The organism is Plantibacter flavus, from assembly GCF_051487245.1.
GTDB lineage: Bacteria > Actinomycetota > Actinomycetes > Actinomycetales > Microbacteriaceae > Plantibacter > Plantibacter flavus_B.
This window is the reverse complement of the sequence record NZ_JAHVDH010000001.1, coordinates 788,558-813,921: the sequence shown is the minus strand read 5'-3', so window position 1 is coordinate 813,921 and position 25,364 is coordinate 788,558. Positions and strand designations below refer to the sequence as shown.

Here is a 25,364-nt window from a genome sequence, read left to right as displayed (position 1 = left end):
GCGGTATCCCACCTACGTCTGCCGGGCCTGCATCGAAACGGCCACGACGATCGACGGTCAGCCGGCCGAGATCGTCCAGTCCCACGCCTTCCGGTCCGGTGCCGGCTTGCGACTCCGCTCGACGGGAGTGCTCATCCCCGACGACACTCTGACGACCGCCCCGGCGGATCACCGATCGACGCGGCGGCGAACTGCGTCGTCCGTGGGACGCTCTGCCACGCGGCCGAAGCGCACATGGGCGGGATCGTCGTGACACCCGCCCACGGAGCGACCGGCTCTGCTCGAACGCACGGTTCGGGATCATGACATCTCGCCGCCATCCGTGCACCAGCTGCGATCGATCGTCGGCCCTCACCAGCGTGGGTCGAGTGAATGCGGTTCAGCGCCTCCGCTGACAGACCGGACAACGGTGCGAGCCGCGGTTCATGAACTGCTCCCGCACGATGAGCGTCCCGCAACGCGGGCACGGTTTCCCCTGGCGTCCGTAGGCGTTCAGACTGTGGGCGAAGTACCCCGCCTGGCCGTTGACGTTGACGTACTGCGCATCGAAACTCGTGCCGCCCTCGACCAACGCCTTCGCGAGTACGACGCGGACTTCGGCGAGCAGACGCTCCGCGCGGCTCCGGCTCAAGCGTTCGGTCGGCTGCTCCGGATGGATCTGCGCCGCCCACAGGGACTCGTCGGCATAGATGTTGCCGATACCGCTCACGAGCGTCTGATCGAGCAGCGCACGCTTCACCCCGGTCCGCTTCGCACGCAGCGCGTGGAGGAAGCGCTCGTCGTCGAACGCCGGATCGATCGGATCCCGGGCGATGTGGGCGACCTGGTCCGGCACGGACGCCGCCGAGTCGCCGAACCCGCCGGGCGCTCCGTCCATCGTCGGGACCAGAGGCGTGATCGCCATCGACCCGAAGATCCGCTGATCGACGAAATGCAACCAGAGCTCACCGTGCTCCGGGTGCTCGAGCTGCAGCCGGATCCGAAGCAGGCGGTCGGCGTCGTCGCCCGGCGCCCGCAGGAGCATCTGACCGCTCATCCCCAGGTGACTCACGACGGCCTCACCGGCGTCGAGCGGGAACCAGAGGAACTTTCCCCGCCGCACGGACGATCGGATGGTGCGGCCGGTGAGCCGACCGGCGAAGTCCGCGGCCCCGCCGAGATGACGGCGCAGGGAACGGTCGTCGAACACCTCGACACCCGAGATCGTCGCGCCCGTCACCGCCGGTTCGAGACCAGCGCGGACGACCTCGACCTCAGGGAGTTCCGGCACTGATCCTCGCCCAGGCTTCGAGCGCAGCGGCCATCTCGGCGTGCTTCTTGCTCGTCCCGGTGCCCGTCGCGGTGACCGCGGTACCGACGGTCACCGTCGCGACGAAGCGACGGTTGTGGTCGGGACCCGAACTCGCGATCTCGTAGACCGGAGCCGGCGCACCGATCGACGCGGCAGCCTCCTGAAGGCTCGTCTTCGGATCCATCGCGGCGCCGAAGCGCTCGGGGTTCTCGAGGAGCGGGGTGACGAGACGCAGCACGAGGCCCGTCGCCGCGTCGGGACCGGCCGACAGGTAGGTCGCGCCGATGACGGCCTCCATGGTGTCGGCCAGGATCGACGCCTTGTCTCGCCCGCCGGTCTGGTCCTCGCCCTTGCCGAGCTTGATGCGCTCACCGAGCCCGATCGACCGGGCGACCTCGGCGAGCGCGATCGTCGACACGAGGCTCGCGCGCCGCTTGGCGAGCTGCCCTTCATCGAGATGCGGGAAGTCGCGATAGAGCATCACCGTGACCGCCTGGCCGAGGATCGAGTCGCCGAGGAACTCGAGGCGCTCGTTGTGCGGCAGGCCGCCGTTCTCGTAGGCGTAGGAGCGGTGCGTCAACGCCAGGTCGAGCAGCTCGTACGAGACGTCGACGCCGAGCTGCGCTGCACAAGCGACGACACCGGGGTCGGGCTCCGAGACGGAGCCGACCCCGGTGCGGTCGGAATGATTCGTGTTCACGCTGTTCGAACGCGGACGTTCAGATCCAGATGGATCAGACGTCTGCGACCTTACGGCCCTTGTACTCGAGGTACAGAGCGGTACCTTGCGAGTCCTCGACGACCTTCGCGCGGTGCGGGAGGCTGTACGTGACGCGGCCGTTCTCCACCGTCTTCACGAGCGTCGGCACGGCGGCCTTCCACTGCGAGCGACGCGAGCGGGTGTTCGAGCGCGAGACCTTCCGCTTCGGGGGGTTTCCAGCCATGATCTATCTCTCTTCTGTGTCTGCAGCCGCGACGTGGTCGCTGCTGGTGTCTGTGCCAAGTTCGGAGTCTGAGGACAAGCTCGCGAGCGCAGACCAACGAGGATCTGTGGTTTCGTGAGGGTGTCGTGCCGGAATCGTGGCCAACCGCTCACCGGTCTCGGGATCGAGTCCGGGGCAATCCGGCTGGCACACCGGCTGAAACGGCAATGCGAGAACTACCGCATCTCTGACCAGAGGTTCAAGATCCACGTGGTCGTCGTGAACCTCGAAGTCAGACGCTTCCGAACCAGGATACGCGAAAAGTTCCTGAATCTCGACTTCGACAGGCAGTTCGATGTCGCGGAGGCACCGTCCGCACTCTCCGGTGGCGACGCCATCGACCTCCGCCGTGACGAGGATCCCCTCGTGAACGGACTCGAGGCGGATGTGCTCGGAGAGCGTGGCGCCCTCCTGGACGGCGACGAGACCCTCGCCCCAGTGCTCGGAGAGGACCACCTCGAGGTCGTGTTCGCGCATCTCCCCGGGACGGTTCACCAGATCGCGCACGTTGACGCTGAACGGGGAGTTGGGGGTTCTCTTCTTAGTCACGATCGACGATTCTACGCCGACCGTGGCTGGGAGGTCGCCCTAGCCCGCCTGCAGGTAGGTCGCGACCACCGGAGGGACGTACGGGCTGACGTCGCCGCCGAGCGCTGCGACCTGCCGGACGAGCGAGCTCGACACGTGTGCGTGGGCGGGATCCGGCAGCAGGAAGACGGTCTCGACGCTCGCGAGACTCCGGTTCATGATCGCCATCGGCGTCTCGTAGGCGACGTCCACCTGTGAGCGGATCCCCTTCACCAGCACACTCGCACCGACGTCCGTGCAGTAGTCGACGAGCAGGCCGACGTTCCACTGCGCGACGACGACGTTGTCCGGGAGACCCGCATCTGCGATCGAGTGCTCGAGGAGCGCCACCCGCTGCGGCATCGGCAGCAGCGCCGACTTGTCGGGGTTGTGCACGACGAGGACGTGGAGTTCGTCGAAGATGCGCGCTGCTCGCTCGATGACATCGAGATGCCCGAGGGTGACAGGGTCGAACGACCCGGGGACGACGGCGATCCGCTTCATGCCGCCAGCCTACCCGTGCTCAGTTCTTGGCGAGGGCGGCGCGATCGGATTCGTCGAGTCTGCGCTGCAGGGCTTCGGCGAGCACCGGGTGGTCGGTGAGGTCGGGGTCGGTCGCGAGCAACCGGGCGGCGTCCGCCCGCGCTTCCGTGATGATCTCGCCGTCGTGGGCGACGCGGAGGAGCTTGAGCGAGGAACGACCGCCGGACTGCAGGCTCCCGAGGACGTCCCCCTCGCGACGGAGTTCGAGGTCGACCTGGGCGAGGTCGAAGCCGTCCAGCGTGGCCGCGACCGCGTCCACCCGCTCCCGTGCGGTGCTCTCGGCCTCCGACGACGTCACGAGCAGGCAGAGACCGGGGACGCCGCCACGACCGACGCGACCACGAAGCTGGTGCAGCTGCGACACCCCGAACCGATCGGCGTCGAGGACCACCATGGTCGAGGCGTTCGGGACGTCGACACCGACCTCGATCACCGTCGTCGCGACGAGGACGTCGATCTCCCCGGCGGCGAAGGCACGCATCGTCTGGTCCTTCTCGTCAGCGCTCATGCGACCGTGCAGCACCTCGATCCGACGCTCGGCCAGCAGCGGGTGCGACCGGAGCTGCTCCACGGTCGTCAAGACGGAGGCGATCGGCCGTGCGGTGTCCTCGCCCTCCTCGAGCTCCTCGCCTGGTTCGACCTCCTTGGCGTCGATCGCCGGGCAGACGACGAAGCCCTGGCGTCCCTGTGCGAGTTCCTCCGCAAGACGTTCCCACACTCGCGAGATCCAGCCGGGGTGGTCGACGAGGGGGACGACGAAGCTCTCGATCCCCTGACGGCCTCGCGGGAGTTCCTTGATCGTGCTCACGTCGAGGTCGCCAAAGACCGTCATCGCGACCGTTCGGGGAATCGGCGTGGCAGTCAGCACCAGGACGTGCGGAGGCGTGTGCCCCTTCTGCCGCAACTGGTCTCGCTGCTCCACGCCGAAGCGGTGCTGTTCGTCGACGACGACGAGTCCGAGATCGGCGAACGTCACCGCGTCTCCGAGCAGTGCGTGGGTGCCGATGACGATCCGCGCCTGACCGGCGACGATCCGAAGCAGCGCGCGCTTGCGATCCGCCGCCGGGAGCTGGCCGGTGAGCAGGGTCGGCATGAGGCTCGCCGACAGGTCGGGGCCCAGGGACTTCACGATCGACCGCAGGTGCTGGGCGGCGAGCACCTCGGTCGGCGCGAGCAACGCGGACTGCCCGCCGCTGTCTGCGACGGCCGCCATGGCCCGCAACGCGACGAGCGTCTTGCCGGAACCGACCTCCCCCTGCACCAGCCGGTTCATGGGCGTCGGTTCGGCGATGTCTGCAGCGATCTCGGCGCCGACGAGCTGTTGGTCGCCGGTCAGTTCGAACGGCAGTGCCGCGTCGAGGCGGTCGAGGAACCCGCCGGGCTTCGGAACGCGTGGCTCAGCTGGCAGCGAGCGGGATGATGCGCGTTGTTGCAGGAGCGCCGTCTGCAGGAGGTAGGCCTCCTGGTACCGGAGGCTCCGCCGGCCGCGTTGCCAGTCGCGGTCGACCTCCGGGCGATGGACGGCTCGGAGCGCGGCGTCGAAGCCGAGCTCACCACGCGCCGATCGGACGGCGAACGGCACCGGGTCGTCGAGCGGAGGGAGGGCGTCGAGCACCAGGTCGACGGACTGCTGCAGTTGCCAGCTCGCGATGGTGCTCGTCGCAGGATAGATGGGGATTGGCGCCTCGGACCAGCGTTTCGCCTCGGCGTCGGCGAGCTCGGGGGCGTCGGCATGGTCCGGGAAGAGTTCGTAGGCGGGGTGCGCGAGCTGATAGCTGCCCCGGTAGTCGCCGACCTTGCCTGCGAAGATGCCGCGGAGGCCGGGCTTCAGTTCGTTCGCGCGCCAGGGCTGGTTGAAGAAGGTGAGGTTGAGCCTCCCCTGGCCGTCGGAGATGACGACTTCGAGGATAGAGCCGCGACGCTGCTTCATGCTGCGTTCGCGGACCTCCAGCACGTCCGCCACGATCGTGACGTCCTCGCCGAGCGGGAGCTGGCCGAGCACCGTGAGTTCCCCACGGCGCGCATAGCGACGGGGGTAGTGCTCGAGCAGGTCGCCGACGGTGTCGATCCCGAATGCGCGGTGGAGGGCGGTCGCCGTGCGCCCGCCGAGGACACCACCGAGCTTCGTGCCCAGATCGATCCCCGTCATGCTCCGAGTCTATTCGCGGCAGACGACACCGGCGGTTCGCCCAGCACGGTCGCGGCTGCGAGGATGGAGGCATGGCCGGTATCAGGATCATCTCGGGCTTCGCCGGATCTCTCACGATCCGCGTCCCCGGCAGCGGCACACGGCCGACGAGCGACCGGGTGCGCGAGGCGCTCTTCTCCGCACTCGAGGCGCGCGACGTCATCGAGGGAGCCGAAGTGCTCGACCTGTACGCAGGGTCGGGATCGCTCGGACTCGAATGCGCGAGTCGAGGTGCGGCCGCGGTGACGCTCGTCGACCGAGGCGCCGAGGCCGCCAGAGTGTGCCGCGGCAACGCGAAGATCGTGACGGCAGCGGCACCGCGGGGTCACGCACCCCGCGTCGCCGTCCACGCGAAATCCGTCGGCGCATACCTCGCCGGGACGAGCGTGCAGTCCGACCTCGTCTTCATCGATCCGCCCTACGACCTTCCGGAAGACGAGCTCACGGCGAACCTGGCAGCACTCGTGGGCCTCGTCACCGACGACGGTCTGGTGCTCGTCGAACGCAGCTCGCGGTCTCCGGAACCGACGCTGCCGGCCGAACTCGAACCGTTGCGCAAGAGCACCTACGGCGAGACCGTCGTGTGGTGGATCGTCCCGGCCTGAGCGCGTCTCAGCCCGCGGCGTCGTCCCAGTCGCGATACGGGTCCCAGCCGGCACGCCCGTCATAGGCCACACCGTCGACGAGCACCCCGGAACCAGCCCTGACCGCACCGATCGCTCGGAACGGTGTCGGCAGGACGATGTCAGGCGGGAACGTCGCGAGCAACGAGTGGTCTTCACCGCCCGACAACGCGACGGCCGGATCAGGTCCGAGGGAAGCGGAGACGAGGTCGATGGCGACGCCGCTGGCCGAAGCCACGCGTCCGGCGTCAAGGGCGAGGCCGTCGGAGAGGTCGAGCATCGACGTCGCACCGGCATCAGCGGCGAGGACCCCGGCCATGATCGGCGGACGTGGGGCCAGCTGCGCGGCGATCGGTTCCGGATGCTCGCGGCGAAGGATCGTCGCGGCCTCGACCGACGGGACCGCCGTGGCGTCGACGCCGTGGTCGAACAGCATCCGCAAGCCCGTCGCCGCCGCTCCCAACGCCCCGGCGACCGCGACGACGTCGCCTTCCCGTGCACCGTCGCGCCGCACCGGCTCCCGCCCTTCGAGGTCGCCGAACGCCGTGACCGCGATCATGAAGACCTCCGAGACCGCGAGGTCTCCCCCGACGACGCCGCAGCCCGGCGCGAGTTCTGCGCATGCCTCCCGCAGCCCGTCGGCGAAACCTTCCAGCACGGCCAGCGGCAACTGCTTCGGCATCGCGAGGGCGACGACCAGTGCCGTCGGCCTCGCACCCATCGCAGCGACGTCGGCGAGGTTGCTCGCAGCCGCCTTCCACCCGAGGTCGTGGGCAGTCGACCAGGCAAGACGGAAGTCGGGTCCGTGGATCATCGTGTCCGTCGTCACGACGAACCGGCCGTCCGGCGCAGCGACCACCGCGGCGTCGTCCCCGGGGCCGAGCAGCTCAGCATCGGCGTGCGGCAGACGCGGGAAGATCATGGCGAGCAGCTCACCCTCGGAGAGCTCGCCGACGCAGCGTCCTGCGGCGCCGTCGGCGGGGGTGTTCACAGACTCGTTCATGGGATCAACGGTAGCCTGGTGGACGATGTCCCCGATTCGCGCCCTCCTCGCCGCCACCCTCGCCGTCGCAGCGACCTTCACCCTTGCCGGATGCTCTTCCGGCGTCGCTCTCGAAGCAGCTGACGACGCCAACAACCCGGAGTGCGCCGAGGTCACGGTCCGACTTCCCGACGTCGTGGCGGAACTGCCAGAACGGACGACCGACGCCCAGGCCACCGGAGCCTGGGGAGACCCTGCGTCCGTGCTCCTGCACTGCGGTGTGGCCGTCCCCGGCCCGACGACCGAGCAGTGCCAGTCGGTGAACGGTGTCGACTGGATCATCGACGACACCGACGCACCGACCTACCGCTTCACGACCTTCGGCCGCACCCCGGCCGTCGAGGTCGTCCTCGACGGCGACGCGGTCGCCAGCAGCACCGTCCTGGCAGACCTCGCCCCCTCGGTGTCGGTGCTCCCGGTCACCGGAGCGTGCACCGCCCTCGGCGACGCCGAGCTTCCGATCCCGACGGACGGCTGACGCTGAGGGCACCGACGCTCAGGCTCGGGCTCGGGCCACCTCGATCAGCTCGGTGATGAGCTCCGGGTAGCTCAGGCCGGAGGCGAGCCAGCAACTCGGGAACATCGAGATGGGGGTGAAGCCGGGCATCGTGTTGACCTCGTTGACGACGAATCCGTCGTCCGTCAGGAAGAAGTCCACGCGCGAGAGACCGGCCGCACCGAGCGCCTCGAACGATCGACGTGCGAGGTCCTGCATCTCGGACAGCTCGGCGTCCGTCAGATCTGCGGGGCAGACGAGCTCGATACCAGGGGCATCGAGGTACTTCGCCGCAAAGTCGTAGAAGTCGCGGCCGGTGACGACCACCTCGCCGGCGACCGACACCCGTGGCGGCGAGCCCGGTAGCGACTCGAGGACGGCACACTCGACCTCCCGGCCGACGAGGCCCGTCTCGACCAGCACCGTGGTGTCCTCGGCGAGAGCGACGGCGATCGCCTCGGCGAAGGCCTCCGGTGTCGACACCTTCGAGACGCCGACGCTGGAGCCTGCACGCGCCGGCTTCACGAACGCGGGCAGGCCGAGCGACCCGAGCGAGTCGAGGACAGTCTCCGGTGACGAAGCCCACTCGTGGGCAGTGAATCGTACCCACGGCGCGACGGCGATGCCGGCGGCTTCGAGCACCGTCTTCGTGTAGTGCTTGTCCATCCCGAGCGAGGATGCGAGCACGCCGGAGCCGACGTAGGGCAGGTCGACGAGTTCGAGCATGCCCTGAACGGTGCCGTCCTCACCGAACCGTCCGTGCAGGATCGGGAACACGATGTCGATCGGACCGATCACGGACTCCGTGCCGTCGGCATCGACGACGGTCAAGTGGGGCGAGCCGACACGCTCGGGCCAACGCACCTTCGGCCTCGAGGCGTCGACCTCAGGCAGGTGCTCCGGGTCGAGGGCGTAGCGGCTCGGGTCGTCGACTTCGAGGACGTAGGAGCCGTCATGCGCGATGCCGACGGGATAGACGTCGTAGCGCTCGCGGTCAATCGCCGCGAGGACGCCGCCCGCCGTTGCGCAGCTGATGGAATGCTCGCTTGAGCGGCCCCCAAAGAGCACCACCACTCCGGTCTTGTGCGTCATCGTTGCTTCTCTCCCCCTGGGGTTCGTCATCGTCGGTCGTGAGGTGCGGTGCGATGTCCTTCGGGTCCAGGGTGCCGTCGAGCACCTGTTTGACCTGTTCGACGATCGGCATCGCGACGCCCTTGGCGCGCGCGAGTTCGAGCACGGGCGCCACGGAGGCCAACCCCTCCGCAGTCTGCTGCATCTGTTTGACGACATCGTCGAACTGATACCCCTGGCCGAGCAGACGCCCGGCCGTGTTGTTGCGTGACAGTGGCGACTGACACGTCGCGATGAGGTCGCCGAGGCCCGCGAGCCCGGAGAGGGTCTCGGGATGGGCGCCGTGCGCGACGGCGAAGTCGGTCATCTCCACAAGGCCTCTGGTGATGATGGAGGCCTTGGTGTTCTCGCCGTAGCCGACGCCGTCGACGATGCCGATGGCGACAGCGATGAGGTTCTTGAGCACACCACCGAACTCCGTGCCGATGACGTCGGTGTTGACGAAGCTGCGGAAGTACCGGTTGCGGGCGAGGAGAGCGACCGACTGCGCGGTCTCGAGACTCTCCGAGGAGATGACGGCCGCGGTCGGCTGTTCCCGCGCGATCTCGAGGGCGAGGTTCGGTCCGGAGGCGACCGCGATGCGCGACGGATCGATGTCGAGCGTCTCGCGGATCACCTCACTCATGCGGGAACCGCTGCGTCGCTCGACGCCCTTCATGAGCGAGACGACGATGGTCCCGTCCTCGAGATGTGGGCGGAGGGCGACCAGGTTGTCGCGCAAGGACTGGCTCGGCACGGAGAGGAAGACCACCGAGGCACCACGGACGGCATCGACCATGCTGGCCGTCGCCGTCATCCGCATCGGCAGGTTGATGCCCGGCAGGTAGTCGCTGTTGCGCTTCGCCTCGGTGATCTCGCGCGCGAGCTCGGGGCGCCGCGCCCACATGACCACGTCGGAGCCGCCATCGGCGAGGATCTTGCCGAACGTCGTGCCCCAGCTACCCGCTCCGAGCACGGCGACCCTCGCAGCTGCCGGGGTGACCGGAGCGTTCCTAGGACTCAAAACGGCCCGTCTCCTTCTGCTGGTGTTTCGTGGGGTCCCAGCGCTCGGCAGGGGCTTTCGCGCCCCGGAGTTCCTCGCACAGGGCGGTGATGGCCTGCATGACGACCTCGGTCGCCTCGTTCAGCGTCTTCGAGTCTAGCGGCCGACCCGCGAACGCCGAGAGGTCGACCGGCTCCCCGATCGTCACGTCGACGCGCTTCCGCAGGGGAAGGAGGGAGAGCTTGCCGTAGCGCGGCATAACCGCCTGCGTGCCCCAGTGGGCGGCGGGGATGATGGGCAGACCGTGCGTCAGTGCGATGCGCACTGCGCCCGTTCGCCCGCGCATCGGCCACAGCGCCGGGTCGCGCGTCAGGGAACCCTCCGGGTAGACGATGACACCCTGCCCACGCTCGGCGAGTTGGGCGGCAGCCGTCACGGGGTCGTTGCCTCTGGCTGACCCCTCGCGCTCCACCGGGATCTGTCCGGCCTTCGTCAACAACCAGCCGACGACCGGGATCCGGAACAGACTGCCCTTGGCCATGAACCGCGGCTGTCGACCGAGCCGCCAGACGGCGACGCCCATGATCAGCGGATCGAACTCGCTGTCGTGGTTCGGCGACAGGATGAACGCACCCTCCTGCGGCAGACGCTCACCGTGACGGATCCGCAGCTTGACGAGCGCACTGAACGGCGGAACGGCGATCGCGGACAGCAGCCAGTAGATCGACGGCTTCGACCGTTCAGCGCCCACCCGGACTACTCGGTTTCGAGGACGAAGTCAGCGCCGAGCTGCTGCAACTTGACGATGAAGTTCTCGTACCCGCGGCTGATGATCCCGACGTTGCTGACCGTGGACTTGCCTTCGGCGGTCAGTGCCGCGATGAGGTGGCTGAAGCCGCCACGGAGGTCCGGCACCTCGATGTCGGCTCCGTGGAGCGGCGTCGGGCCCGTGATGACCGCCGCCTGCTCGAGATTCCGACGCGGCACGCGCCGAGGCGTGCCCGACAGGCCGTTCGGGTGCACGACGATGTTCGCGCCCATGGTGTTCAGCGCATCGGTGAAGCCGAAGCGGTTCTCGTACACCGTCTCGTGGACGATCGACTCGCCCTTCGCCTGCGTGAGCGCGACGATCAGCGGCTGCTGCCAATCGGTCATGAACCCTGGGTGGACGTCGGTTTCGATGACGACGGGCTTCAGTTCCTCCTTGCGGTAGAAACGGATGCCGTCGTCGGTGATGTCGAAGCCACCGCCGGCCTTCCGGAAGATGTTCAGGAAGGTCATCATGTCCTGCTGCTTGGCCCCGCCGACGAAGATGTCGCCGTCGGTCGCGAGGGCTGCTGAGGCCCAACTCGCGGCCTCGTTGCGGTCGCCGATCGCGGTGTGGTCGTAGCCGTCGAGCTTGTCGACGCCCTCGATCAGGATGACGCGGTTGGGCTCGTACGAGATGATCGCGCCCATCTTCTGCAGCACGGCGATGAGATCCATGATCTCGGGCTCGATCGCGGCACCCTTGAGCTCCGTGGTGCCCTTGGCACGGACAGCGGTGAGCAGCACCTGCTCCGTCGCGCCGACGCTCGGGTACGGCAGGTGGACCGTCGTGCCGTGGAGGCCGTTCGGTGCGGAGAGTCGGATGCCCTGTGGGAGCTTCTCCACGACGGCACCGAACTTCCGGAGCGCATCGAGGTGGAAGTCGATCGGTCGGTCGCCGATGCGGCAGCCCCCGAGGTCGGGGATGAACGCAGCGCCGAGACGGTGCAGCAGCGGTCCGCAGAACAGGATCGGGATGCGGGAGAATCCGGCGTGCGCGTCGATCTCCTCCATGTGCGCCGACTCGACGTTCGTCGGGTCGAGGCGGAGCTCGTTCGGGTTGTCACCCTCGCTCACATCGACGCCGTGGATCTCGAGCAGCGAGCGCACCACACGGACGTCGCTGATGTTCGGGACGTTGCGCAACACGCTCACGTTCTCGCCGAGGAGCGAGGCGACCATCGCCTTGGTCACGAGGTTCTTGGCACCCTTGACCTCGATGCGGCCGGTGAGCGGGATACCGCCGTTGATCGTGATGCGGTCGACGTCGAGTCCGACCGACGAGCCTGCCGCCTGTGACGCCTGGACGAGTGAATTCAAACCGGTACCTACTGCCTTGCTACTTGACGGGGATGGTGCGGGGAAGCCAATTCGGGCGCTTCGCCTCGAACGCGGTGATCTGCTCTTCGCTGCGGAGCGTGAGTCCGATGTCGTCGAGACCTTCGATGAGCCGCCACCGAGTGTAATCGTCCACCTGGAACGAAACCGTGAGATCGCCGACCGTGATGGTGCGTTCGATCAGGTTCACGACGGAGTCCGACCCGGGTGCCGCCTCGATCGCGAGCCAGAGCTGTTCGAGCTCCTCCTCGGTGACCTGTGCGGCGAGCAGCCCCTGCTTGCCGGAGTTTCCGCGGAAGATGTCGCCGAAGCGGGAGGAGACGACGACCTTGAAACCGAAGTCGCGCAGCGCCCAGACGGCGTGCTCACGAGAGGAACCGGTCCCGAAATCGTGCCCGGCGACGAGGATGCTCGCTCCCAGGTACGACTCCTGGTTGAGGACGAACTCCGGGTCCTGGCGCCAGCCGGCGAACAGGGCGTCGTCGAAACCGGTCTTGGTGACGCGCTTCAAGTAGACGGCCGGGATGATCTGGTCGGTGTCGACGTTCGAGCGGCGCAGCGGTGCGGCGATGCCGGTGACGGTGGTGAACTTGTCCATCAGGCGTGCACGCCTTCCTGCTCGGTGGTGGCACGGTCGCTCGCATCGGCCTCCAGGTCGGCCGGGCTCGAGAGCGTGCCGCGGATGGCGGTTGCTGCAGCGACGAGCGGCGAGACCAGGTGGGTGCGACCACCCTTACCCTGCCGGCCCTCGAAGTTGCGGTTCGAGGTGGACGCGCAGCGCTCCCCCGGGGCGAGCTGGTCGGGGTTCATGCCGAGGCACATCGAGCAGCCCGCGAAACGCCACTCCGCGCCGAAGTCGGTGATGATCTTGTCCAGGCCCTCGGCCTCGGCCTCGATGCGCACCCGTGCGGATCCGGGGACGACCATGACCCGGACGCCGTCCGCCTTCTGACGGCCTTCGATGACGGAGGCGAACGCGCGCAGGTCCTCGATGCGGCTGTTCGTGCAGGACCCCATGAAGACCGCGTCGACCGGGATCTCCTTCATCGGCGTCCCAGCGGCGAGGTCCATGTATTCGAGCGCGCGCTCTGCGGCCGAGCGCTCGTTCGGGTCGGCGATCTCGGCCGGGTTCGGCACGTTCTCGCTCAGCGAGACACCCTGGCCGGGGTTCGTGCCCCAGGTGACGAACGGTTCGAGCGTGTCGGCGTCGAGGAAGACCTCGGCGTCGAAGACGGCACCCTCATCGGTCGCCAGGGTGTCCCAGTAGGCCACGGCCTCGTCCCAGTCGGCGCCGGTCGGTGCGTGCGGACGACCCTCGAGGTAGTCGTAGGTGGTCTGGTCGGGGGCGACCATGCCAGCACGTGCGCCGGCCTCGATCGACATGTTGCAGATCGTCATGCGCCCCTCCATGGAGAGTGCGCGGATCGCGGAACCACGGTATTCGAGCACGTACCCCTGCCCGCCACCCGTGCCGATCTTCGCGATGACCGCGAGGATGATGTCCTTCGCCGTGACCCCCGGGCGCAGCGTGCCCTCGACGGTGATCGCCATGGTCTTGAAGGGCTTGAGCGGCAGGGTCTGAGTCGCCATGACGTGCTCGACCTCGCTCGTACCGATACCGAACGCCATCGCGCCGAACGCACCGTGGGTCGAGGTGTGCGAGTCGCCGCAGACGACGGTGATGCCCGGCATGGTCAGGCCGAGCTGCGGCCCGACGACGTGCACGATGCCCTGGTCGAGGTCGCCCAGAGAGTGGATGCGCACGCCGAACTCCGCGGCGTTCCGCCGAAGGGTCTCGATCTGCGTGCGGCTCGTGAGGTCGGCGATCGGCTTGTCGATCGCGAGCGTCGGGGTGTTGTGGTCTTCCGTGGCGATCGTGAGGTCGAGACGACGCAGCGGTCGATCCGCCATCCGCAGACCGTCGAACGCCTGCGGGCTCGTCACCTCGTGCACGAGGTGCAGGTCGATGTAGATGAGGTCGGGGGTACCGTCCTCGCCCTTGACGACGAGGTGGTCGTCCCAGACCTTCTCAGCGAGCGTCCGAGGATGCTCGGGAAGACTGCTCGGGGTGGACGGATCGGCGTTCAGCTGCGACATGTCGTGAAATTCCTTCAAGCGATGAGGGGTCAGGCGTCAGCGACCTCCGCGACGAGGGAGCCTGGAAACTAGGCCTCGTCGCGGCAGGGAAGGAGGAGCAGCCCGGACACCCGCCCAGCGTACCACCCCGGGAGGATCACTCCCCCGCCGACACCTGCTCGCGCTTGCCGTCGCGGGACGCCTTCACCAGGCTCGCGACGGTCGCGACCACCATCGAACCGATGATCACTCCGAGCGAGGTCCAGGTGTTGATCTCCGGAGCCCACTCGATCGGGTGACCGCCGTTGATGAAGGGCAGCTCGTTGACGTGCATCGCATGGAGGAAGAGCTTCACGCCGATGAACCCGAGGATGAACGCGATGCCGTACTTCAGGTATTCGAGGCGATCGAGCAGGCCACCGAGCAGGAAGTACAGCTGGCGGAGACCCATGAGCGCGAAGAGGTTCGCGGTGAAGACGATGAAGGCGCTCTGCGTGATGCCGAAGATGGCGGGGATGGAGTCGATCGCGAAGATGAGGTCGGTCGTACCGATCGCGATGAAGACGACGATCATCGGGGTCCAGAACCGCTTGCCGTCGACCGTGACCCGGATCTTCGATCCATGGAAGTCGGGGGTGAGCGGGATCCTCTTGCGCAGGAGTGTCACGAGCTTCGTCTCGCCGTCTTCAGCGTCGTCGTTGTGACCGAACGCCTGCTTCCAGGCCGTGTAGAGGAGGAAGAGACCGAACAGGTAGAAGATCGCGGAAAACGCTTCGATGAACGCGGCTCCCGCGACGATGAAGATCGCCCGGAGCACGAGCGCGATGATGATGCCCACCATCAGCACTTCCTGCTGGTACTTCCGCGGCACGGCGAAGCGGCTCATGATGATGACGAACACGAACAGGTTGTCGATGCTCAGGCTGTACTCGGTCAGCCAACCGGCGAGGAACTGGCCCGACCACTCACCACCGGCCACGAGCAGCAGCACCAGCGCGAAGACGAGTGCCAAACCGACGTAGAAGACGACCCAGAGCGTCGATTCACGGGTAGACGGGATGTGCGGTCGCTTGTAGACGATGAGGAGGTCGGCGACGAGGACCAGGACCAGGACGACCAGCGATCCGACTTCGAACCAGACGGGGAGCTCGAGTTCCATGGGAACCTTTCATGAGGGGACGACGATGGATCGAACGTCTCTCCCGCGACCAGTGGTCGCCACCGTGCCCGGAATCCCGTCATCGCGATCCGTCCTGACGGACACGGCGAATCGGGATACTCCCCTTCGCTGCAACGAGCTTACCCCTGTGCGCGGATGCCACAGCACCGGGGCGGCCCGTCGGTGTGCGCTACTTCGGGGCGTCGATCCCGACGCGGTACTGGCCCTGGTCGTTGATCACCTCGACCGCGACGGGATAGCTCTTCGTGTTGTACGAGAACGTGCATTCGAACTGCGTGCCGGCGACGGCGGGCTGGTCGCTCGGGCACTCCACCTTCTCGACGTCGGCCAGCCCGAAGTCGTCCTTGAGCACCTTCGCGACGCCCGCCTGCACCGAACCGGTGTCGAGCATCGGCGTGAACAGACGCCCGACCGACAGGAGGGTAAGCGGGACCGCGATGAGCGAAGCGGCGACCGCACCGATCACAACGCCGGTCCAGAGTTTCCGTCCGAGTGGCTTCCGCTTCGGTTTCGGGGCTGGAGCCGGCGTGAAGGGGTGCTGTCCGGTCGTGTTGCCGTACTCGAGACCTGGGCGGAACGGAACCTGAGCCTGACCCGGGTGCGGCTGACCCGGGTGCGGCTGACCCGGGTGTGGCTGACCAGGGTGTGGCTGACCAGGGTGTGGCTGACCAGGCCGACCAGGCTGCACCTGCCCCTGGTACGGCTGCCCAGGCTGGACCTGACCGGCTTGGCCGGGTCGACCCGGCTGCTGCGGTTGTCCGGGCCCGAACTGCTGTGGCGCGCCGAACGGCGGCGCCGGACGGAACGGCGGCTGGGGGTGCGTCTGCTGGACAGGCTGCTGCTGCCCTGGCTGCTGCTGCCCGAAGGGCTGCTGCACGGTCGGCCTGGCGTTCTGCTGCCAGGGCTGGTTCGGAGCGCCCGCGGGAGCCGGGGCGTCCGTCGGCGGCGTCGACCGCTGCTGCTGCTGTGGCGGCTCGCTCCGCGGCGACCGGTCACCCGGGTGCTGGCTGCCCTGCTGCCGGTCGTTCGGAGGTTGCTGGCCGTTCTGTTGCGGCTGTCCGGGCTGCGGCGGCGGACCGCCCGTCTGCGGGCTCCCCGGACTGAACACGAGTTTCGGGGCGTTCGGATCGGGGAAACCGGGCGGCACCTGCTCGGGTCGGAGCGGCCCGCCGATGGGAGGCTTGCCTGGCTGCGCCGGCGTCTGATCGTCGGTCATTTCCTCAACTCCTCGATCTTCTCCCAGAACGCCGCCTGATCGGCAGCCGGGATCACGGTCACATCGAATCCTGATGGGGGTGTCGGCAGGTCTTCGATCGTCGAGGTGCCCGACACCTCGAACCCCGCCTGCAACTGCAACGGCGTCTCGCTGTCGACGGTGCCACTGAGCTCCGCCTTCACGAGTCCACCGTCGGCGTTCTGGAAGATCGTCACGGGAAGCATCGTCGCGAGGTCGTCCTCCGTGAACGACGCGACGAGGTCCTCCGGCAGGTCGAAGAGGGTTCCGACCGCCAGGACACTCTCGAGGCTCGCGCTCGTCGAGATCTGCGACGATCCGTCGTTGCGCATCGACACGACGACGTTGTTGAGGGATCCGTCGTCGGATGCGCGAGTGGCCTCCACTGCCGTGTAGATGTCGCAGGCGATCGAGATCCCGGGGAACACGCAGGCCGGCCCGAGGGACCCCTCTTCGTCCTCAGGGGTGACGTACCTCGTCTGCACCGCCACCCACTCGGTCGGCGCGAGCTCCTGGAGTTCGCCGCCGAGCAGCAGGAGGTCGAACCCGTTGCCGGCCTGATGGTAGACGTCGACCGTGTCGCCGTCCGCCGAGCCCTTGTCCTGGCTGAAGGAGCTCGTCGGGTCTCCGAACAGGACGACGGAGTCGTTCTCGTGCGATTCGAGGTCGCCGGAGACCGCGTGCACATACGCCGAACCCGTCACATCCGGAGCTTGGCCGATCTGCGCCGCGAGCAGTTCGAAGCGTGCGTCGGCGAGATCCTGCATGTACGACTGTTGGGCGGCCGCATCGGGGAAGGCCTCACCCGTCGTGGTGCACGCGCTCAGCGCGAGCGTGGCCGCACCGGCGACGGCGAGGACGGCATAGGACCGAGGCCGGTGCATCACGAGCCCTCCGCCAGCGCGTCGTTGTAGAGGTTCAATGCGCGTTGCCCGAGGACGGGGCCTTCGAGCCAGGAGCCGTCGCCACGGGAGGTCACCGAGGTGACGTAGCCTGCACCGGATGCCGGGTCGAGTCGCGTCAGCCATCCACCGCCCGAGCAGCCTGGCGTCATGACGCAGTCGATGCGATAGCCCGCGTACCCCTTCGTCGCGGCCTGGCTCGCGCAGTACCGTTGCGACTGACCGTCGAACGGTGCAGCACTCGGGTATCCGATGACCGTGATGCCCTCCGGCGGTGTTCCGAAGGAGATACCCTGACCGCCCGTGACCTCCTGGATCTTCTGGCCGGCCGAGTTCGGGGCCAGTCGGATGAAGGCGAAGTCGTAGGCCCAACCGTTGCCGCTCGTCGCACCACTGGCATCGGACGTCGCCTCATCGGTGAACTCCTCCGGCACGTAGGTGCTGACACCGGCCCACTGCCCGTACGGCTGGGTCTGGCCGTTCCCCGCGTCGGCCGGGATGAAGATGATGTTCTCGGCCAGCTGCTTCCCGTAGGTGTCCCAGACGCAGTGCCCGGCGGTGATGACGAGGTCCATCGTCGGGGCGTTCACGACACTGCCTGAGCAGACGTAGGTCGCGCCGCCGATGGAGAAGTACAGGCGCCCCTGCGTCGCGGCCGCCAAACCGGTGGCCGGGTACGGGTCCCCCGCGGCCGTCGGGGCGATCGCCTTCACATCGACATCGGGACCCACACCGGTGCTCGGGTGGACGACGACACCGGTCGCCTGGTCTCCGGTGAGCGTGTCCTGGCCCGGCTGCAACGTCGGCGCCTTCGCACCTCCGAACTTGTCGTCGGTCCAGTAGTCGTTCACCTCCTGCGGACTCGCATCGAAGTCTTTGCGGAGGGTGTCGTCCGTTCCACCAGTGACGTCGACGATGGGTCCGGCGTTCCCAGCAACGGCCTCGCCCGTCACCGGGATCGAACACCCGGTCAGCAGGGCGGCGAGGATGAGGACTGCGGCGGTCGCCGGGATGCGGCGGTTCTGCTTCACGGTCACCCGGCCAAGCTAGCACGCGGTCACGCGATGCGGATCGGTGGGAACCCTGCGTCGACGACGACCGCCGACCGCCGACTCGAGCGACGAAACACCCGCCCGACCAGAAAATGAAAGAAGCCTCGCTCCCTGATGACTCAGGAAAACGAGGCTTCTTTCGGTGTTGTGACCCCAACGGGATTTGAACCCGTGCTGCCGCCGTGAGAGGGCGGTGTCCTAGGCCGCTAAACGATGGGGCCGTAAGCAACGGATATGAGTATGCCATAGCTTTCGAACGCGTACAAATCGAGCGGCCGGAGCGTGTCGGATGGGCGTGTCGAGCCCGCTGAGCGCGCTCCCGGAGCGTCAGCAGAGTACCCGGAGCACCCCCGGAACGACTTCGATGGAGATCGGCAACGGGCCGATCCGCTCGCCATCCGCGTAGGCGGTGATCCCCGCGGCCGCGATCGACACCGAGCGAACCCGTGAGATACGCACGATGTCGAGTCCGGTGTGGGTTCCGGAGAACACCTTCGGGAACAGCCGGAGGAAACGCCACCGCGAGACCGGGGCGACGACGAAGAGGTCGAAGGCGCCGTCGGCGAGCTCGGCCTCCGGCACGATCAGCATTCCACCACCGATGGAGGTGTTGTTCGCGACGGCGAGCAGCACGGCTTCGACGCGTTCCGTCTCGCCGTCGACGACGAGGTCGTAGCTGCGGGCCCGGAGGGACAGGAGCTCGCGCAGGATCGCGATCGTGTAGCGACTGCGACCCCGAGGCCGGCGCATGAGGTTCGCACGCTCGTTCACCAGGGCGTCGAAGCCGGCCGAGACGGCTCCAGCGAACCACGTCGTGTGCACGCCGTGCCGCACGCGCCCGGCGTCGATCGTGCGCGGACCGGACTCGAGGGCGGCGAGGACGCGTTCGATGGCCGCCTCGGGATCGTCGAGCGGCAGGCCGAGGCCCCGAGCGATGTCGTTCCCGGTGCCCGACGGCACGACGCCGAACGGCAGCCCGGAGTCCTGGACGGCTTCGACCGCGAGACTCACCATCCCGTCTCCCCCGACGACGACCAGCCCGTCGAGCCCCGCCTCGATCTCCCGGAGCACGGCGCTCCTGAGGAGTTCGACGTTGTCCTCCTGCAATCCCACCACGGCGAACCCGGCCACCCGCAGGGCGTCGAGGACCAACGGGCCGACGGCCTTCGTGGCACCGAAGGAGGCAGTGGGGTTGATGGCGACGCCGATACGGCGTGGTTGCGTGGTCACGTGCCGATTCTGGCAGGCCGTCCACGCACGCAGCGACGATCGACCGGCTTGCCCTTGCGCCGCGCACGGTATTCACTCGAACCATGAGACTGACGAAGTTCGAGCACGCCGCCTTCCTCCTCGAACAGGACGGCACCAAGCTGATCGTCGATCCGGGTTCGTTCACGAGCCCCATCGCCGACGTGAGCAACACCACCGCGGTCGTGATCACGCACCTGCACCCCGATCATTGGACGCCCGAGCACCTCGACCGCATCCTCGCGGCCAGTCCCGACGCCGTGGTCTACGGGCCGGCCGGCGTCGCAGCTGCTGCGGACGGGTATGAGATCACCATCGTCGCTCCGGGCGACACGATCGAGAACGGGCCGTTCACGCTCCGTTTCTTCGGCGGTACCCACGCGGTGATCCACTCGTCCATCCCCGTGATCGACAACGTCGGAGTGCTCGTCAACGAGCAGGTCTATTACCCGGGCGATTCCTTCACCGTGCCGGACGGCGTCGAGGTCGACGTGCTCGCAGCACCCGCTGGTGCACCGTGGATGAAGATCGCGGAAGGCATCGACTTCGTGCTCGCCGTCGCGCCGAAGCGAGCCTTCGGCACACACGAGATGGTGCTGTCCGCAGCCGGGCAGGCCATGTCGCACGGCCGACTGCAGTGGGCGACGGAACAGGGCGGCGGCACGTACTCGCCGCTCGCCCCGTTCGACACCCTCGAGGTGTGAGACCGGCCGGCTACCGGCGGCGGAACTGCGCCGCCGCCGGGCAGTCGAACGGGTCACGTGCCGAGAGGCCGACCCGGTTCAAGTACTGGATGACGATCCCGTAGGACTGCAGCAGTGTGGTCTCGGTGTACGGCACCTGCTGCGTCTCGCAGTGCTCCCGTACGATGACCCGGGCGCGCGCGAGGGCGGGGCGGGGCATGCTCGGGAACAGGTGGTGCTCGATCTGGTAGTTGAGGCCGCCCATGAAGGTCGCCATGCCGAAGCCTCGGACGTTGCGGGAGGTGAGCACCTGCTTGCGGAGGAAGTCGAGCTTCACGTCAGCCGGGATGATCGGCATGCCCTTGTGGTTCGGGGCGAACGACGCACCCATGTACACGCCGAAGACGGCCAGCTGGACGCCGATGAAGGCGAAGGCCATGCCGACCGGCAGGAACAGGAAGATCGCAGCCAGGTAGAGACCGATGCGGGCGACGATCATGCTGATCTCCGCCACGCGGCCGTCGACCTTGCCGCGACCGAAGAGGGTGCGGAACGACAGCGCGTGGAGGTTGATGCCCTCGAGCATGAGCAACGGGAAGAAGAGGTACCCCTGCTTCCGGGTGATGAGCGCGATGAGGCCCTTGGCCTTCGCCGCGTCCTCCTCGATGAACGAGATCGTGTCGATCTCGATGTCGGGGTCCTTCGTCACCTGGTTCGGGTTCGCGTGGTGACGCGTGTGCTTCGTCATCCACCAGGAGTAGCTGATGCCGACGATGCCCGCAGCCAGGAACCGTCCTGCGCGGTCGTTCGCGCGTCCTGACTCGAACACCTGTCGGTGCGAGGCCTCGTGGGCGAGGAAGGCGAACTGGGTGAGGACGACGCCGAGCGCTCCGGCGATGAGCAGCTGGAACCACGACTCGCGCAACAGGATGAACCCCGTCGCACAGCCGAGGAGTGCCACGACGAGGAACGAGAAGGTCAGGATGTAGAAGGTCCGGTGCCTGCGCAGCAGTCCGGCTTCGCGCACGGTCTTCAGCAGCGCGGAGTAGGAGCTCGTGACGCCGGGCTGGCCGGGCTTGCGGGGGCTCGTGGCACGGACTGGGCCGAGGATGGCTTCAGTGGACATGGGCTCTCCGGGGGATCGGTGTCGACTTCCCAGCCGGTGTAGATGAGCAGGTGCTCGGAGAGCGGAAGCTCTGTAGATGTCCACAGCCTAGGGTGACTGCCTGGGGAATGACCGCACATTCGAGAATGTGGGGCGTCACGGCGGCGTGGGGGCGTCTGAACGGGCGAAAAGTCGCAGAATTGGCCAATCCGTTACCCTTTCGAGTCTTGTTTTCAGCCGCCATGGGCTAACGTGGACCGGAGTTGTTGTGTTGCGCAGGTATTTCAAGTTGCGTCCCCACCGATGGAGACGCCGCTTTTCTGAGGAGCGAGCAAAGAACACCGCGACGAACGGTCCCGAAAGTCGGGAACGGTCACTCATGAAAGAGGAAGTACATGTCAACTGGAACTGTGAAGTGGTTCAACGCCGAAAAGGGCTTCGGCTTCATCACCCCTGACGACGGCAGCGCCGACGTCTTCGCACACTTCTCCGCCATCGCGACGAGCGGCTACCGCTCGCTCGAGGAGAACCAGAAGGTCGAGTTCGAGACCAACCAGGGCCCCAAGGGCCTGCAGGCTGAGAACATCCGCCCCCTCTGATTCTCTGATCAGTCGGAGCTGACGATCCGAGCGGCCGGTCATTCCAGCCCTCGCGTCTGAGACACCGAGAACCGCCCCCGACATTCGTGTCGGGGGCGGTTCTGTCTGTCCGGGTGCGCCTACGCGACGGGCTCGATGAGCTCCGGTCCATCGCCTTGCAGCGGGGCCACACGATGGAACACGAGCTGTTCGGCGACGTCGGTCGCTGCAGCGACCATCTCGTCGACCTCGTCCTGGTCGGCTTCATGGTGCGGGTCGAGCCACTCGTCCCAGCACTCGGGCGGCAGTGTCACCGGGGTGCGTGGATGAAGCTCGAGCAGGCCTCCCACCGCAGGACGCGTGAGGATGGTGGCGCTCAGCACCCAGCGTTGCGGATCGTCGTCGGCGAGCGAGCGATCGCGCCACCAGGAGTAGAGACCGGCGAACACGATCGGCTCACCGCCGGCGGTGTGCACGAAGTACGGCGTCTTGGTCGCCCCCTCGGTGTGCCACTCGTAGTAGCCGGCTGCCGGGATGAGCGCCCGCTTCTGCCGCACGGACGGCGCGAAGGTGGGCTTCGTGGTGACGTCTTCGGACCGCGCGTTGAACGTGGGGTACTGACTCTTCAGCTCGGTCGCGAACGACGGCACGAGCGACCACCGGGCGGATTCGAGCCGCCTGACCACCGGTCCGGTCTTCACCGACTCCAGGATGACGGGGATCTGCTCGGTGGGCCGCACGTTGTACGAGGGACCCGGCAGCTCCCCCGCGGCCTGGTCGATGTCGAAGAGCTCGATGAGCTCCTCGGTGGATTCGGTCACGACGAAACGTCCGCACATGAGCCCCAGCGTACCCGTCACCTCCGACACTCGGACGCGCCGTGTCGGAGGGCTGACGCAGACTGTCCGTGCGAGCCGACAGACGTCGCACAAGGCAACTCCTCCGGTTGACTTGTTCGAAGATATGTTCGAATATTGAGCCATGGCCCTGCACGCTCTCGTCGACTCCCCCGCTCGTGCGGGGACGACATCCGAGCTGCACGAACTCCAGGGGCGGATCGCGCGGATGCAGGGCACGCGGCTCGATACCCGGTCCCTCCCCACGGATCCCGCCCTCTCCAGGCTCCTGCCCGGTGGCGCTCTGCAAGCCGGCGGCAGCTACTCGGTCCTCGGCTCCACCTCGCTCGCCATGTCGCTGATGGCCGGCCCGTCCGCCGCCGGCACATGGTGCGCCGTCATCGGGCTCCCCTCGTTCGGCATCGAAGCGGCCGCGGCGGCCGGCATCGACCTCGAACGCCTCGTGCTCGTCCCAAGACCCGGAGAGCACTGGCTCACGGTCACCGCTGCGATGGCCGACGTCGCCGGAGTGCTCATCACGGCGGCCCCCGACCGCATCACCCCGAGCGATGCGGCGCGACTGGCGGCACGCCTCCGGCAACGCGAGGCGGCACTCATCGTGCTCGGCGCCTGGCCGCAGAGCGACGCCACCCTCCGCGTGACCGAGAGCTCCTGGAGTGGCCTCGGCACCGGCCACGGGCACCTCAGGCAACGGCGGATCGTCGTGAGCTCGCTCCTCGGTCAGGGCTCGGCGGGGCGCCCCCGGACAGCACACCTGACGCTGCCGCTCTCCCCCGCCTCGACTGCATCCGTCGGCCCGGAGCGCGTCGCTCCTGCCGCCGACCCGACGCCACTCCCGCTGGTCGTGAACCGATGAACCAGACGGCATCCGATGCTCCGGTCGAGCGCACTCTGGTGCTCTGGTGTCCGGACTGGCCCGTCCTCGCCGCGCGGCTCTCCGGAACCCTCCCGGAGGATGCGGCAGGGCGCCCACTTGCACTCGTGGAGCACGGCGAGATCCTCGCCTGCGATGCACGTGCCCGCGCAGCGGGTGTCAAACGCGGACTGCGCGTACGCGAGGCAGAAGCACGGTGTCCCGACCTCGTGACCGTGGACTACGACCCGGTCATCGACGCCAGGGCATTCGAACCGGTGCTCCTCGGCGTCGAACACCTCATGCCGGGGGTCCAGCCCTACCGTGCCGGCCTCTGCGCGATCCGTTCACGCGGTCCGAGCAGATACTACGGCGGGGAACTGGAGGCTGCCACGGTCCTCCTCGCCCGACTCGAGGAGCTCGGCGTCCCGGACGCCAGGATCGGCATCGCCGACGGTCCGTTCGCCGCCGAGCAGGCCGCCAGGATGTCGTCGTCCCAGGCGAGCGCCCCACGGATCCTCATCATCCCGGTCGGCGCCTCGCCGGCGTTCCTCGCACCGCTCCCGCTCTCCGTCCTCGCCCGCCCACAGCTCAGCACCCTCCTCCACCGGCTCGGCATCACGGCCCTCGGCGACTTCGGAGCGCTCCCGGCCCCGGAAGTCCGCGATCGTTTCGGCTCAGACGGCGCCTTCGCTCATCGCCTCGCGAGCGGCCTCGATGCCAGGAGCGTCGTTCCGCGCGTCGCGCCGATCGAACTGGCCGTCTCGGTGTCGTTCGAGCCGCCGCTCGACCGCATCGACCAGCTCGCGTTCGGCTTCCGCCAGTCGGCCGAACGGTTCATCGAGGGTCTCACCGAGGCCGGGCTGGTCACGACGGCGATCACCATCACCCTGCAGAGCGAGCGAGGAGAACGCTCCACCAGGACCTGGCTGCATCCACGGTGGTTCACCGCCGGGGACGTCCTCGACCGCGTGCGCTGGCAGCTGCAGGGGTCTTCGGACATCGACCACGGCCTCGCCTCCCCCGTCGAACTCGTCCGAGTGGTCCCGGAGACCCTCGACGACGCCGCCGATCACGAGGAAGGGCTCTGGGGCGGCGGACCGGATGAACGCATCCACAACGGACTCGCCCGGGTCCAGAGCATGCTCGGGCATGACGGTGTGCTCACGGCGATCCCCTCCGGCGGCAGGCTCCTCCTCGACCGCCGCTTGCTCGTCCCCTGGGGCAGTGTGCCACCCGGTGGGGAGGCGGCGATCCTCGAGCGACGCGCCAGGCCCTGGCCCGGCACGATCCCGGGAGCCGCACCCGCCACCGTCTTCGAGGATCCGCTCCCGGTCGACGTCCTCGACGCCTTCGGTCGAGCCGTCGAAGTCGACGACCGCAGCTCGGTCAGCGCACCGCCCGCCCGGTTCTCGGCAGCCGCCGCGTGGCACCGGGTCGACGGTTGGGCAGGGCCCTGGACCATCGACGAACGATGGTGGGACGAGGAACGCCATCGACGGGTCCATCGCTTCCAACTGGTCGACGACACCGGCGACGCCTGGCTGCTCATCCTGGAGGAGCAGCGCTGGCGAGCCGAGGCCAGATACGACTGACCACCCGAAC

At 67.9% G+C, this 25,364-nt stretch carries 26 protein-coding genes and 1 tRNA gene; 6 read left to right on the top strand and 21 right to left on the bottom strand.

Annotated elements, in window-relative coordinates:
* Positions 1 to 379: 379 nt before the first annotated feature.
* From mutM to KXS11_RS03800, 6 genes are all read right to left on the bottom strand, one after another.
* Complete coding sequence (mutM, locus tag KXS11_RS03825; RefSeq protein ID WP_437384111.1) at positions 380 to 1,270, bottom strand: bifunctional DNA-formamidopyrimidine glycosylase/DNA-(apurinic or apyrimidinic site) lyase; 891 nt, start codon at positions 1,268 to 1,270, stop codon at positions 380 to 382.
* Entirely contained in the window at positions 1,254 to 1,886 is a 633-nt protein-coding gene (rnc, locus tag KXS11_RS03820; protein ID WP_437384137.1) for a ribonuclease III, read from the bottom strand. Before rnc ends, mutM begins: the two co-directional genes overlap by 17 nt.
* Before the next feature lie 139 nt (positions 1,887 to 2,025).
* Entirely contained in the window at positions 2,026 to 2,235 is a 210-nt protein-coding gene (gene rpmF, locus KXS11_RS03815; protein WP_056006932.1) for a 50S ribosomal protein L32, read from the bottom strand.
* A gap of 3 nt (positions 2,236 to 2,238) precedes the next feature.
* Entirely contained in the window at positions 2,239 to 2,751 is a 513-nt protein-coding gene (locus KXS11_RS03810) for a YceD family protein (RefSeq protein ID WP_437384136.1), read from the bottom strand.
* A 111-nt stretch (positions 2,752 to 2,862) separates the two neighbouring features.
* Positions 2,863 to 3,345 (bottom strand): pantetheine-phosphate adenylyltransferase, encoded by a 483-nt coding sequence (gene coaD, locus KXS11_RS03805; RefSeq protein WP_437384110.1) that lies wholly within the window; start codon positions 3,343 to 3,345, stop codon positions 2,863 to 2,865.
* A gap of 19 nt (positions 3,346 to 3,364) precedes the next feature.
* Positions 3,365 to 5,533, bottom strand: a complete 2,169-nt coding sequence (locus tag KXS11_RS03800) for an ATP-dependent DNA helicase RecG (protein WP_437384109.1) — start codon at positions 5,531 to 5,533, stop codon at positions 3,365 to 3,367.
* A gap of 71 nt (positions 5,534 to 5,604) precedes the next feature.
* On the opposite strand from KXS11_RS03800, the gene KXS11_RS03795 reads away from it, so the two are divergent.
* Positions 5,605 to 6,177, top strand: coding sequence for an RsmD family RNA methyltransferase (locus tag KXS11_RS03795; RefSeq protein WP_437384108.1), 573 nt, complete (start codon positions 5,605 to 5,607; stop codon positions 6,175 to 6,177).
* 7 nt (positions 6,178 to 6,184) lie between these two features.
* Here the strand turns inward: KXS11_RS03795 and thiL are convergent, their stop codons facing one another.
* Positions 6,185 to 7,198 carry a thiamine-phosphate kinase gene (gene thiL / locus KXS11_RS03790; RefSeq protein WP_437384107.1) on the bottom strand — a complete coding sequence of 338 codons (1,014 nt, stop codon included), beginning with the start codon at positions 7,196 to 7,198 and terminating at the stop codon, positions 6,185 to 6,187.
* A gap of 25 nt (positions 7,199 to 7,223) precedes the next feature.
* Here thiL and KXS11_RS03785 point away from each other — a divergent pair, with 25 nt between their 5' ends.
* Positions 7,224 to 7,715 carry a DUF3515 family protein gene (locus KXS11_RS03785; protein ID WP_437384106.1) on the top strand — a complete coding sequence of 164 codons (492 nt, stop codon included), beginning with the start codon at positions 7,224 to 7,226 and terminating at the stop codon, positions 7,713 to 7,715.
* Between the two features lie 18 nt (positions 7,716 to 7,733).
* Here KXS11_RS03785 and KXS11_RS03780 read toward each other — a convergent pair whose 3' ends face one another.
* The 12 genes from KXS11_RS03780 to KXS11_RS03725 all read right to left on the bottom strand — a co-directional run bounded on the left by KXS11_RS03780 (position 7,734) and on the right by KXS11_RS03725 (position 19,665).
* Positions 7,734 to 8,825: a D-alanine--D-alanine ligase family protein gene (locus tag KXS11_RS03780; RefSeq protein WP_437384105.1), complete on the bottom strand. Its 1,092-nt coding sequence runs from the start codon at positions 8,823 to 8,825 to the stop codon at positions 7,734 to 7,736.
* Positions 8,728 to 9,867 (bottom strand): NAD(P)H-dependent glycerol-3-phosphate dehydrogenase, encoded by a 1,140-nt coding sequence (locus KXS11_RS03775; RefSeq protein ID WP_437384104.1) that lies wholly within the window; start codon positions 9,865 to 9,867, stop codon positions 8,728 to 8,730. Before KXS11_RS03775 ends, KXS11_RS03780 begins: the two co-directional genes overlap by 98 nt.
* A complete protein-coding gene (locus tag KXS11_RS03770) occupies positions 9,857 to 10,597 on the bottom strand; it encodes a lysophospholipid acyltransferase family protein (RefSeq protein ID WP_437384103.1) in 741 nt (246 codons plus the stop codon). The genes KXS11_RS03775 and KXS11_RS03770 overlap by 11 nt, the downstream gene beginning before the upstream one ends.
* 5 nt (positions 10,598 to 10,602) lie before the next feature.
* Positions 10,603 to 11,973 carry a UDP-N-acetylglucosamine 1-carboxyvinyltransferase gene (gene murA / locus KXS11_RS03765; protein WP_437384102.1) on the bottom strand — a complete coding sequence of 457 codons (1,371 nt, stop codon included), beginning with the start codon at positions 11,971 to 11,973 and terminating at the stop codon, positions 10,603 to 10,605.
* Positions 11,974 to 11,992: 19 nt separating this feature from the next.
* Complete coding sequence (gene leuD, locus KXS11_RS03760; RefSeq protein WP_437384101.1) at positions 11,993 to 12,589, bottom strand: 3-isopropylmalate dehydratase small subunit; 597 nt, start codon at positions 12,587 to 12,589, stop codon at positions 11,993 to 11,995.
* Positions 12,589 to 14,088 carry a 3-isopropylmalate dehydratase large subunit gene (gene leuC / locus KXS11_RS03755; RefSeq protein WP_437384100.1) on the bottom strand — a complete coding sequence of 500 codons (1,500 nt, stop codon included), beginning with the start codon at positions 14,086 to 14,088 and terminating at the stop codon, positions 12,589 to 12,591. The genes leuD and leuC overlap by 1 nt, the downstream gene beginning before the upstream one ends.
* Positions 14,089 to 14,224: 136 nt before the next feature.
* Entirely contained in the window at positions 14,225 to 15,226 is a 1,002-nt protein-coding gene (locus KXS11_RS03750) for a TerC family protein (RefSeq protein ID WP_437384099.1), read from the bottom strand.
* A 190-nt stretch (positions 15,227 to 15,416) separates the two neighbouring features.
* Entirely contained in the window at positions 15,417 to 16,463 is a 1,047-nt protein-coding gene (locus KXS11_RS03745) for a DUF4333 domain-containing protein (protein WP_437384098.1), read from the bottom strand.
* Positions 16,460 to 17,365 (bottom strand): hypothetical protein, encoded by a 906-nt coding sequence (locus KXS11_RS03740; protein WP_437384097.1) that lies wholly within the window; start codon positions 17,363 to 17,365, stop codon positions 16,460 to 16,462. The genes KXS11_RS03745 and KXS11_RS03740 overlap by 4 nt, the downstream gene beginning before the upstream one ends.
* On the bottom strand, positions 17,365 to 18,420 hold the full coding sequence (locus KXS11_RS03735; protein WP_437384096.1) for a trypsin-like serine peptidase: 1,056 nt from the start codon (positions 18,418 to 18,420) through the stop codon (positions 17,365 to 17,367). Before KXS11_RS03735 ends, KXS11_RS03740 begins: the two co-directional genes overlap by 1 nt.
* Before the next feature lie 163 nt (positions 18,421 to 18,583).
* Positions 18,584 to 18,656: transfer RNA gene (locus KXS11_RS03730), tRNA-Glu, on the bottom strand.
* Positions 18,657 to 18,762: 106 nt separating this feature from the next.
* Positions 18,763 to 19,665, bottom strand: a complete 903-nt coding sequence (locus KXS11_RS03725; RefSeq protein ID WP_437384095.1) for a diacylglycerol kinase family protein — start codon at positions 19,663 to 19,665, stop codon at positions 18,763 to 18,765.
* Positions 19,666 to 19,748: 83 nt separating this feature from the next.
* Here KXS11_RS03725 and KXS11_RS03720 point away from each other — a divergent pair, with 83 nt between their 5' ends.
* A complete protein-coding gene (locus KXS11_RS03720; RefSeq protein WP_437384094.1) occupies positions 19,749 to 20,387 on the top strand; it encodes an MBL fold metallo-hydrolase in 639 nt (212 codons plus the stop codon).
* Positions 20,388 to 20,397: 10 nt separating this feature from the next.
* Here the strand turns inward: KXS11_RS03720 and KXS11_RS03715 are convergent, their stop codons facing one another.
* The gene (locus tag KXS11_RS03715) at positions 20,398 to 21,492 is read right to left on the bottom strand and encodes a fatty acid desaturase family protein (protein WP_437384093.1); all 1,095 of its coding nucleotides are present in this window, start codon (positions 21,490 to 21,492) and stop codon (positions 20,398 to 20,400) included.
* Positions 21,493 to 21,866: 374 nt separating this feature from the next.
* On the opposite strand from KXS11_RS03715, the gene KXS11_RS03710 reads away from it, so the two are divergent.
* A complete protein-coding gene (locus KXS11_RS03710; RefSeq protein WP_056006986.1) occupies positions 21,867 to 22,070 on the top strand; it encodes a cold-shock protein in 204 nt (67 codons plus the stop codon).
* A 119-nt stretch (positions 22,071 to 22,189) separates the two neighbouring features.
* Here the strand turns inward: KXS11_RS03710 and KXS11_RS03705 are convergent, their stop codons facing one another.
* Positions 22,190 to 22,888 (bottom strand): SOS response-associated peptidase, encoded by a 699-nt coding sequence (locus tag KXS11_RS03705; RefSeq protein ID WP_437384092.1) that lies wholly within the window; start codon positions 22,886 to 22,888, stop codon positions 22,190 to 22,192.
* Positions 22,889 to 23,030: 142 nt separating this feature from the next.
* Between KXS11_RS03705 and KXS11_RS03700 the strand changes: the two genes are divergently transcribed.
* Both KXS11_RS03700 and KXS11_RS03695 read left to right on the top strand, forming a co-directional pair.
* Positions 23,031 to 23,762 (top strand): hypothetical protein, encoded by a 732-nt coding sequence (locus tag KXS11_RS03700; protein ID WP_437384091.1) that lies wholly within the window; start codon positions 23,031 to 23,033, stop codon positions 23,760 to 23,762.
* Positions 23,759 to 25,354: a DNA polymerase Y family protein gene (locus tag KXS11_RS03695; protein ID WP_437384090.1), complete on the top strand. Its 1,596-nt coding sequence runs from the start codon at positions 23,759 to 23,761 to the stop codon at positions 25,352 to 25,354. Before KXS11_RS03700 ends, KXS11_RS03695 begins: the two co-directional genes overlap by 4 nt.
* Positions 25,355 to 25,364: the final 10 nt, after the last annotated feature.

Bases quoted from the DNA above. Each gene is read 5' to 3' on its own strand.
- rpmF (WP_056006932.1), bottom strand. From the start codon at position 2,235: ATGGCTGGAAACCCCCCGAAGCGGAAGGTCTCGCGCTCGAACACCCGC.
- KXS11_RS03810 (WP_437384136.1), bottom strand. From the start codon at position 2,751: ATGCGCGAACACGACCTCGAGGTGGTCCTCTCCGAGCACTGGGGCGAG.
- coaD (WP_437384110.1), bottom strand. From the start codon at position 3,345: ATGAAGCGGATCGCCGTCGTCCCCGGGTCGTTCGACCCTGTCACCCTC.
- KXS11_RS03800 (WP_437384109.1), bottom strand. From the start codon at position 5,533: ATGACGGGGATCGATCTGGGCACGAAGCTCGGTGGTGTCCTCGGCGGG.
- KXS11_RS03795 (WP_437384108.1), top strand. From the start codon at position 5,605: ATGGCCGGTATCAGGATCATCTCGGGCTTCGCCGGATCTCTCACGATC.
- thiL (WP_437384107.1), bottom strand. From the start codon at position 7,198: ATGAACGAGTCTGTGAACACCCCCGCCGACGGCGCCGCAGGACGCTGC.
- KXS11_RS03785 (WP_437384106.1), top strand. From the start codon at position 7,224: ATGTCCCCGATTCGCGCCCTCCTCGCCGCCACCCTCGCCGTCGCAGCG.
- KXS11_RS03780 (WP_437384105.1), bottom strand. From the start codon at position 8,825: ATGACGCACAAGACCGGAGTGGTGGTGCTCTTTGGGGGCCGCTCAAGC.
- leuD (WP_437384101.1), bottom strand. From the start codon at position 12,589: ATGGACAAGTTCACCACCGTCACCGGCATCGCCGCACCGCTGCGCCGC.
- leuC (WP_437384100.1), bottom strand. From the start codon at position 14,088: ATGTCGCAGCTGAACGCCGATCCGTCCACCCCGAGCAGTCTTCCCGAG.
- KXS11_RS03750 (WP_437384099.1), bottom strand. From the start codon at position 15,226: ATGGAACTCGAGCTCCCCGTCTGGTTCGAAGTCGGATCGCTGGTCGTC.
- KXS11_RS03745 (WP_437384098.1), bottom strand. From the start codon at position 16,463: ATGACCGACGATCAGACGCCGGCGCAGCCAGGCAAGCCTCCCATCGGC.
- KXS11_RS03740 (WP_437384097.1), bottom strand. From the start codon at position 17,365: ATGCACCGGCCTCGGTCCTATGCCGTCCTCGCCGTCGCCGGTGCGGCC.
- KXS11_RS03720 (WP_437384094.1), top strand. From the start codon at position 19,749: ATGAGACTGACGAAGTTCGAGCACGCCGCCTTCCTCCTCGAACAGGAC.
- KXS11_RS03715 (WP_437384093.1), bottom strand. From the start codon at position 21,492: ATGTCCACTGAAGCCATCCTCGGCCCAGTCCGTGCCACGAGCCCCCGC.
- KXS11_RS03710 (WP_056006986.1), top strand. From the start codon at position 21,867: ATGTCAACTGGAACTGTGAAGTGGTTCAACGCCGAAAAGGGCTTCGGC.
- KXS11_RS03705 (WP_437384092.1), bottom strand. From the start codon at position 22,888: ATGTGCGGACGTTTCGTCGTGACCGAATCCACCGAGGAGCTCATCGAG.
- KXS11_RS03700 (WP_437384091.1), top strand. From the start codon at position 23,031: ATGGCCCTGCACGCTCTCGTCGACTCCCCCGCTCGTGCGGGGACGACA.
- KXS11_RS03695 (WP_437384090.1), top strand. From the start codon at position 23,759: ATGAACCAGACGGCATCCGATGCTCCGGTCGAGCGCACTCTGGTGCTC.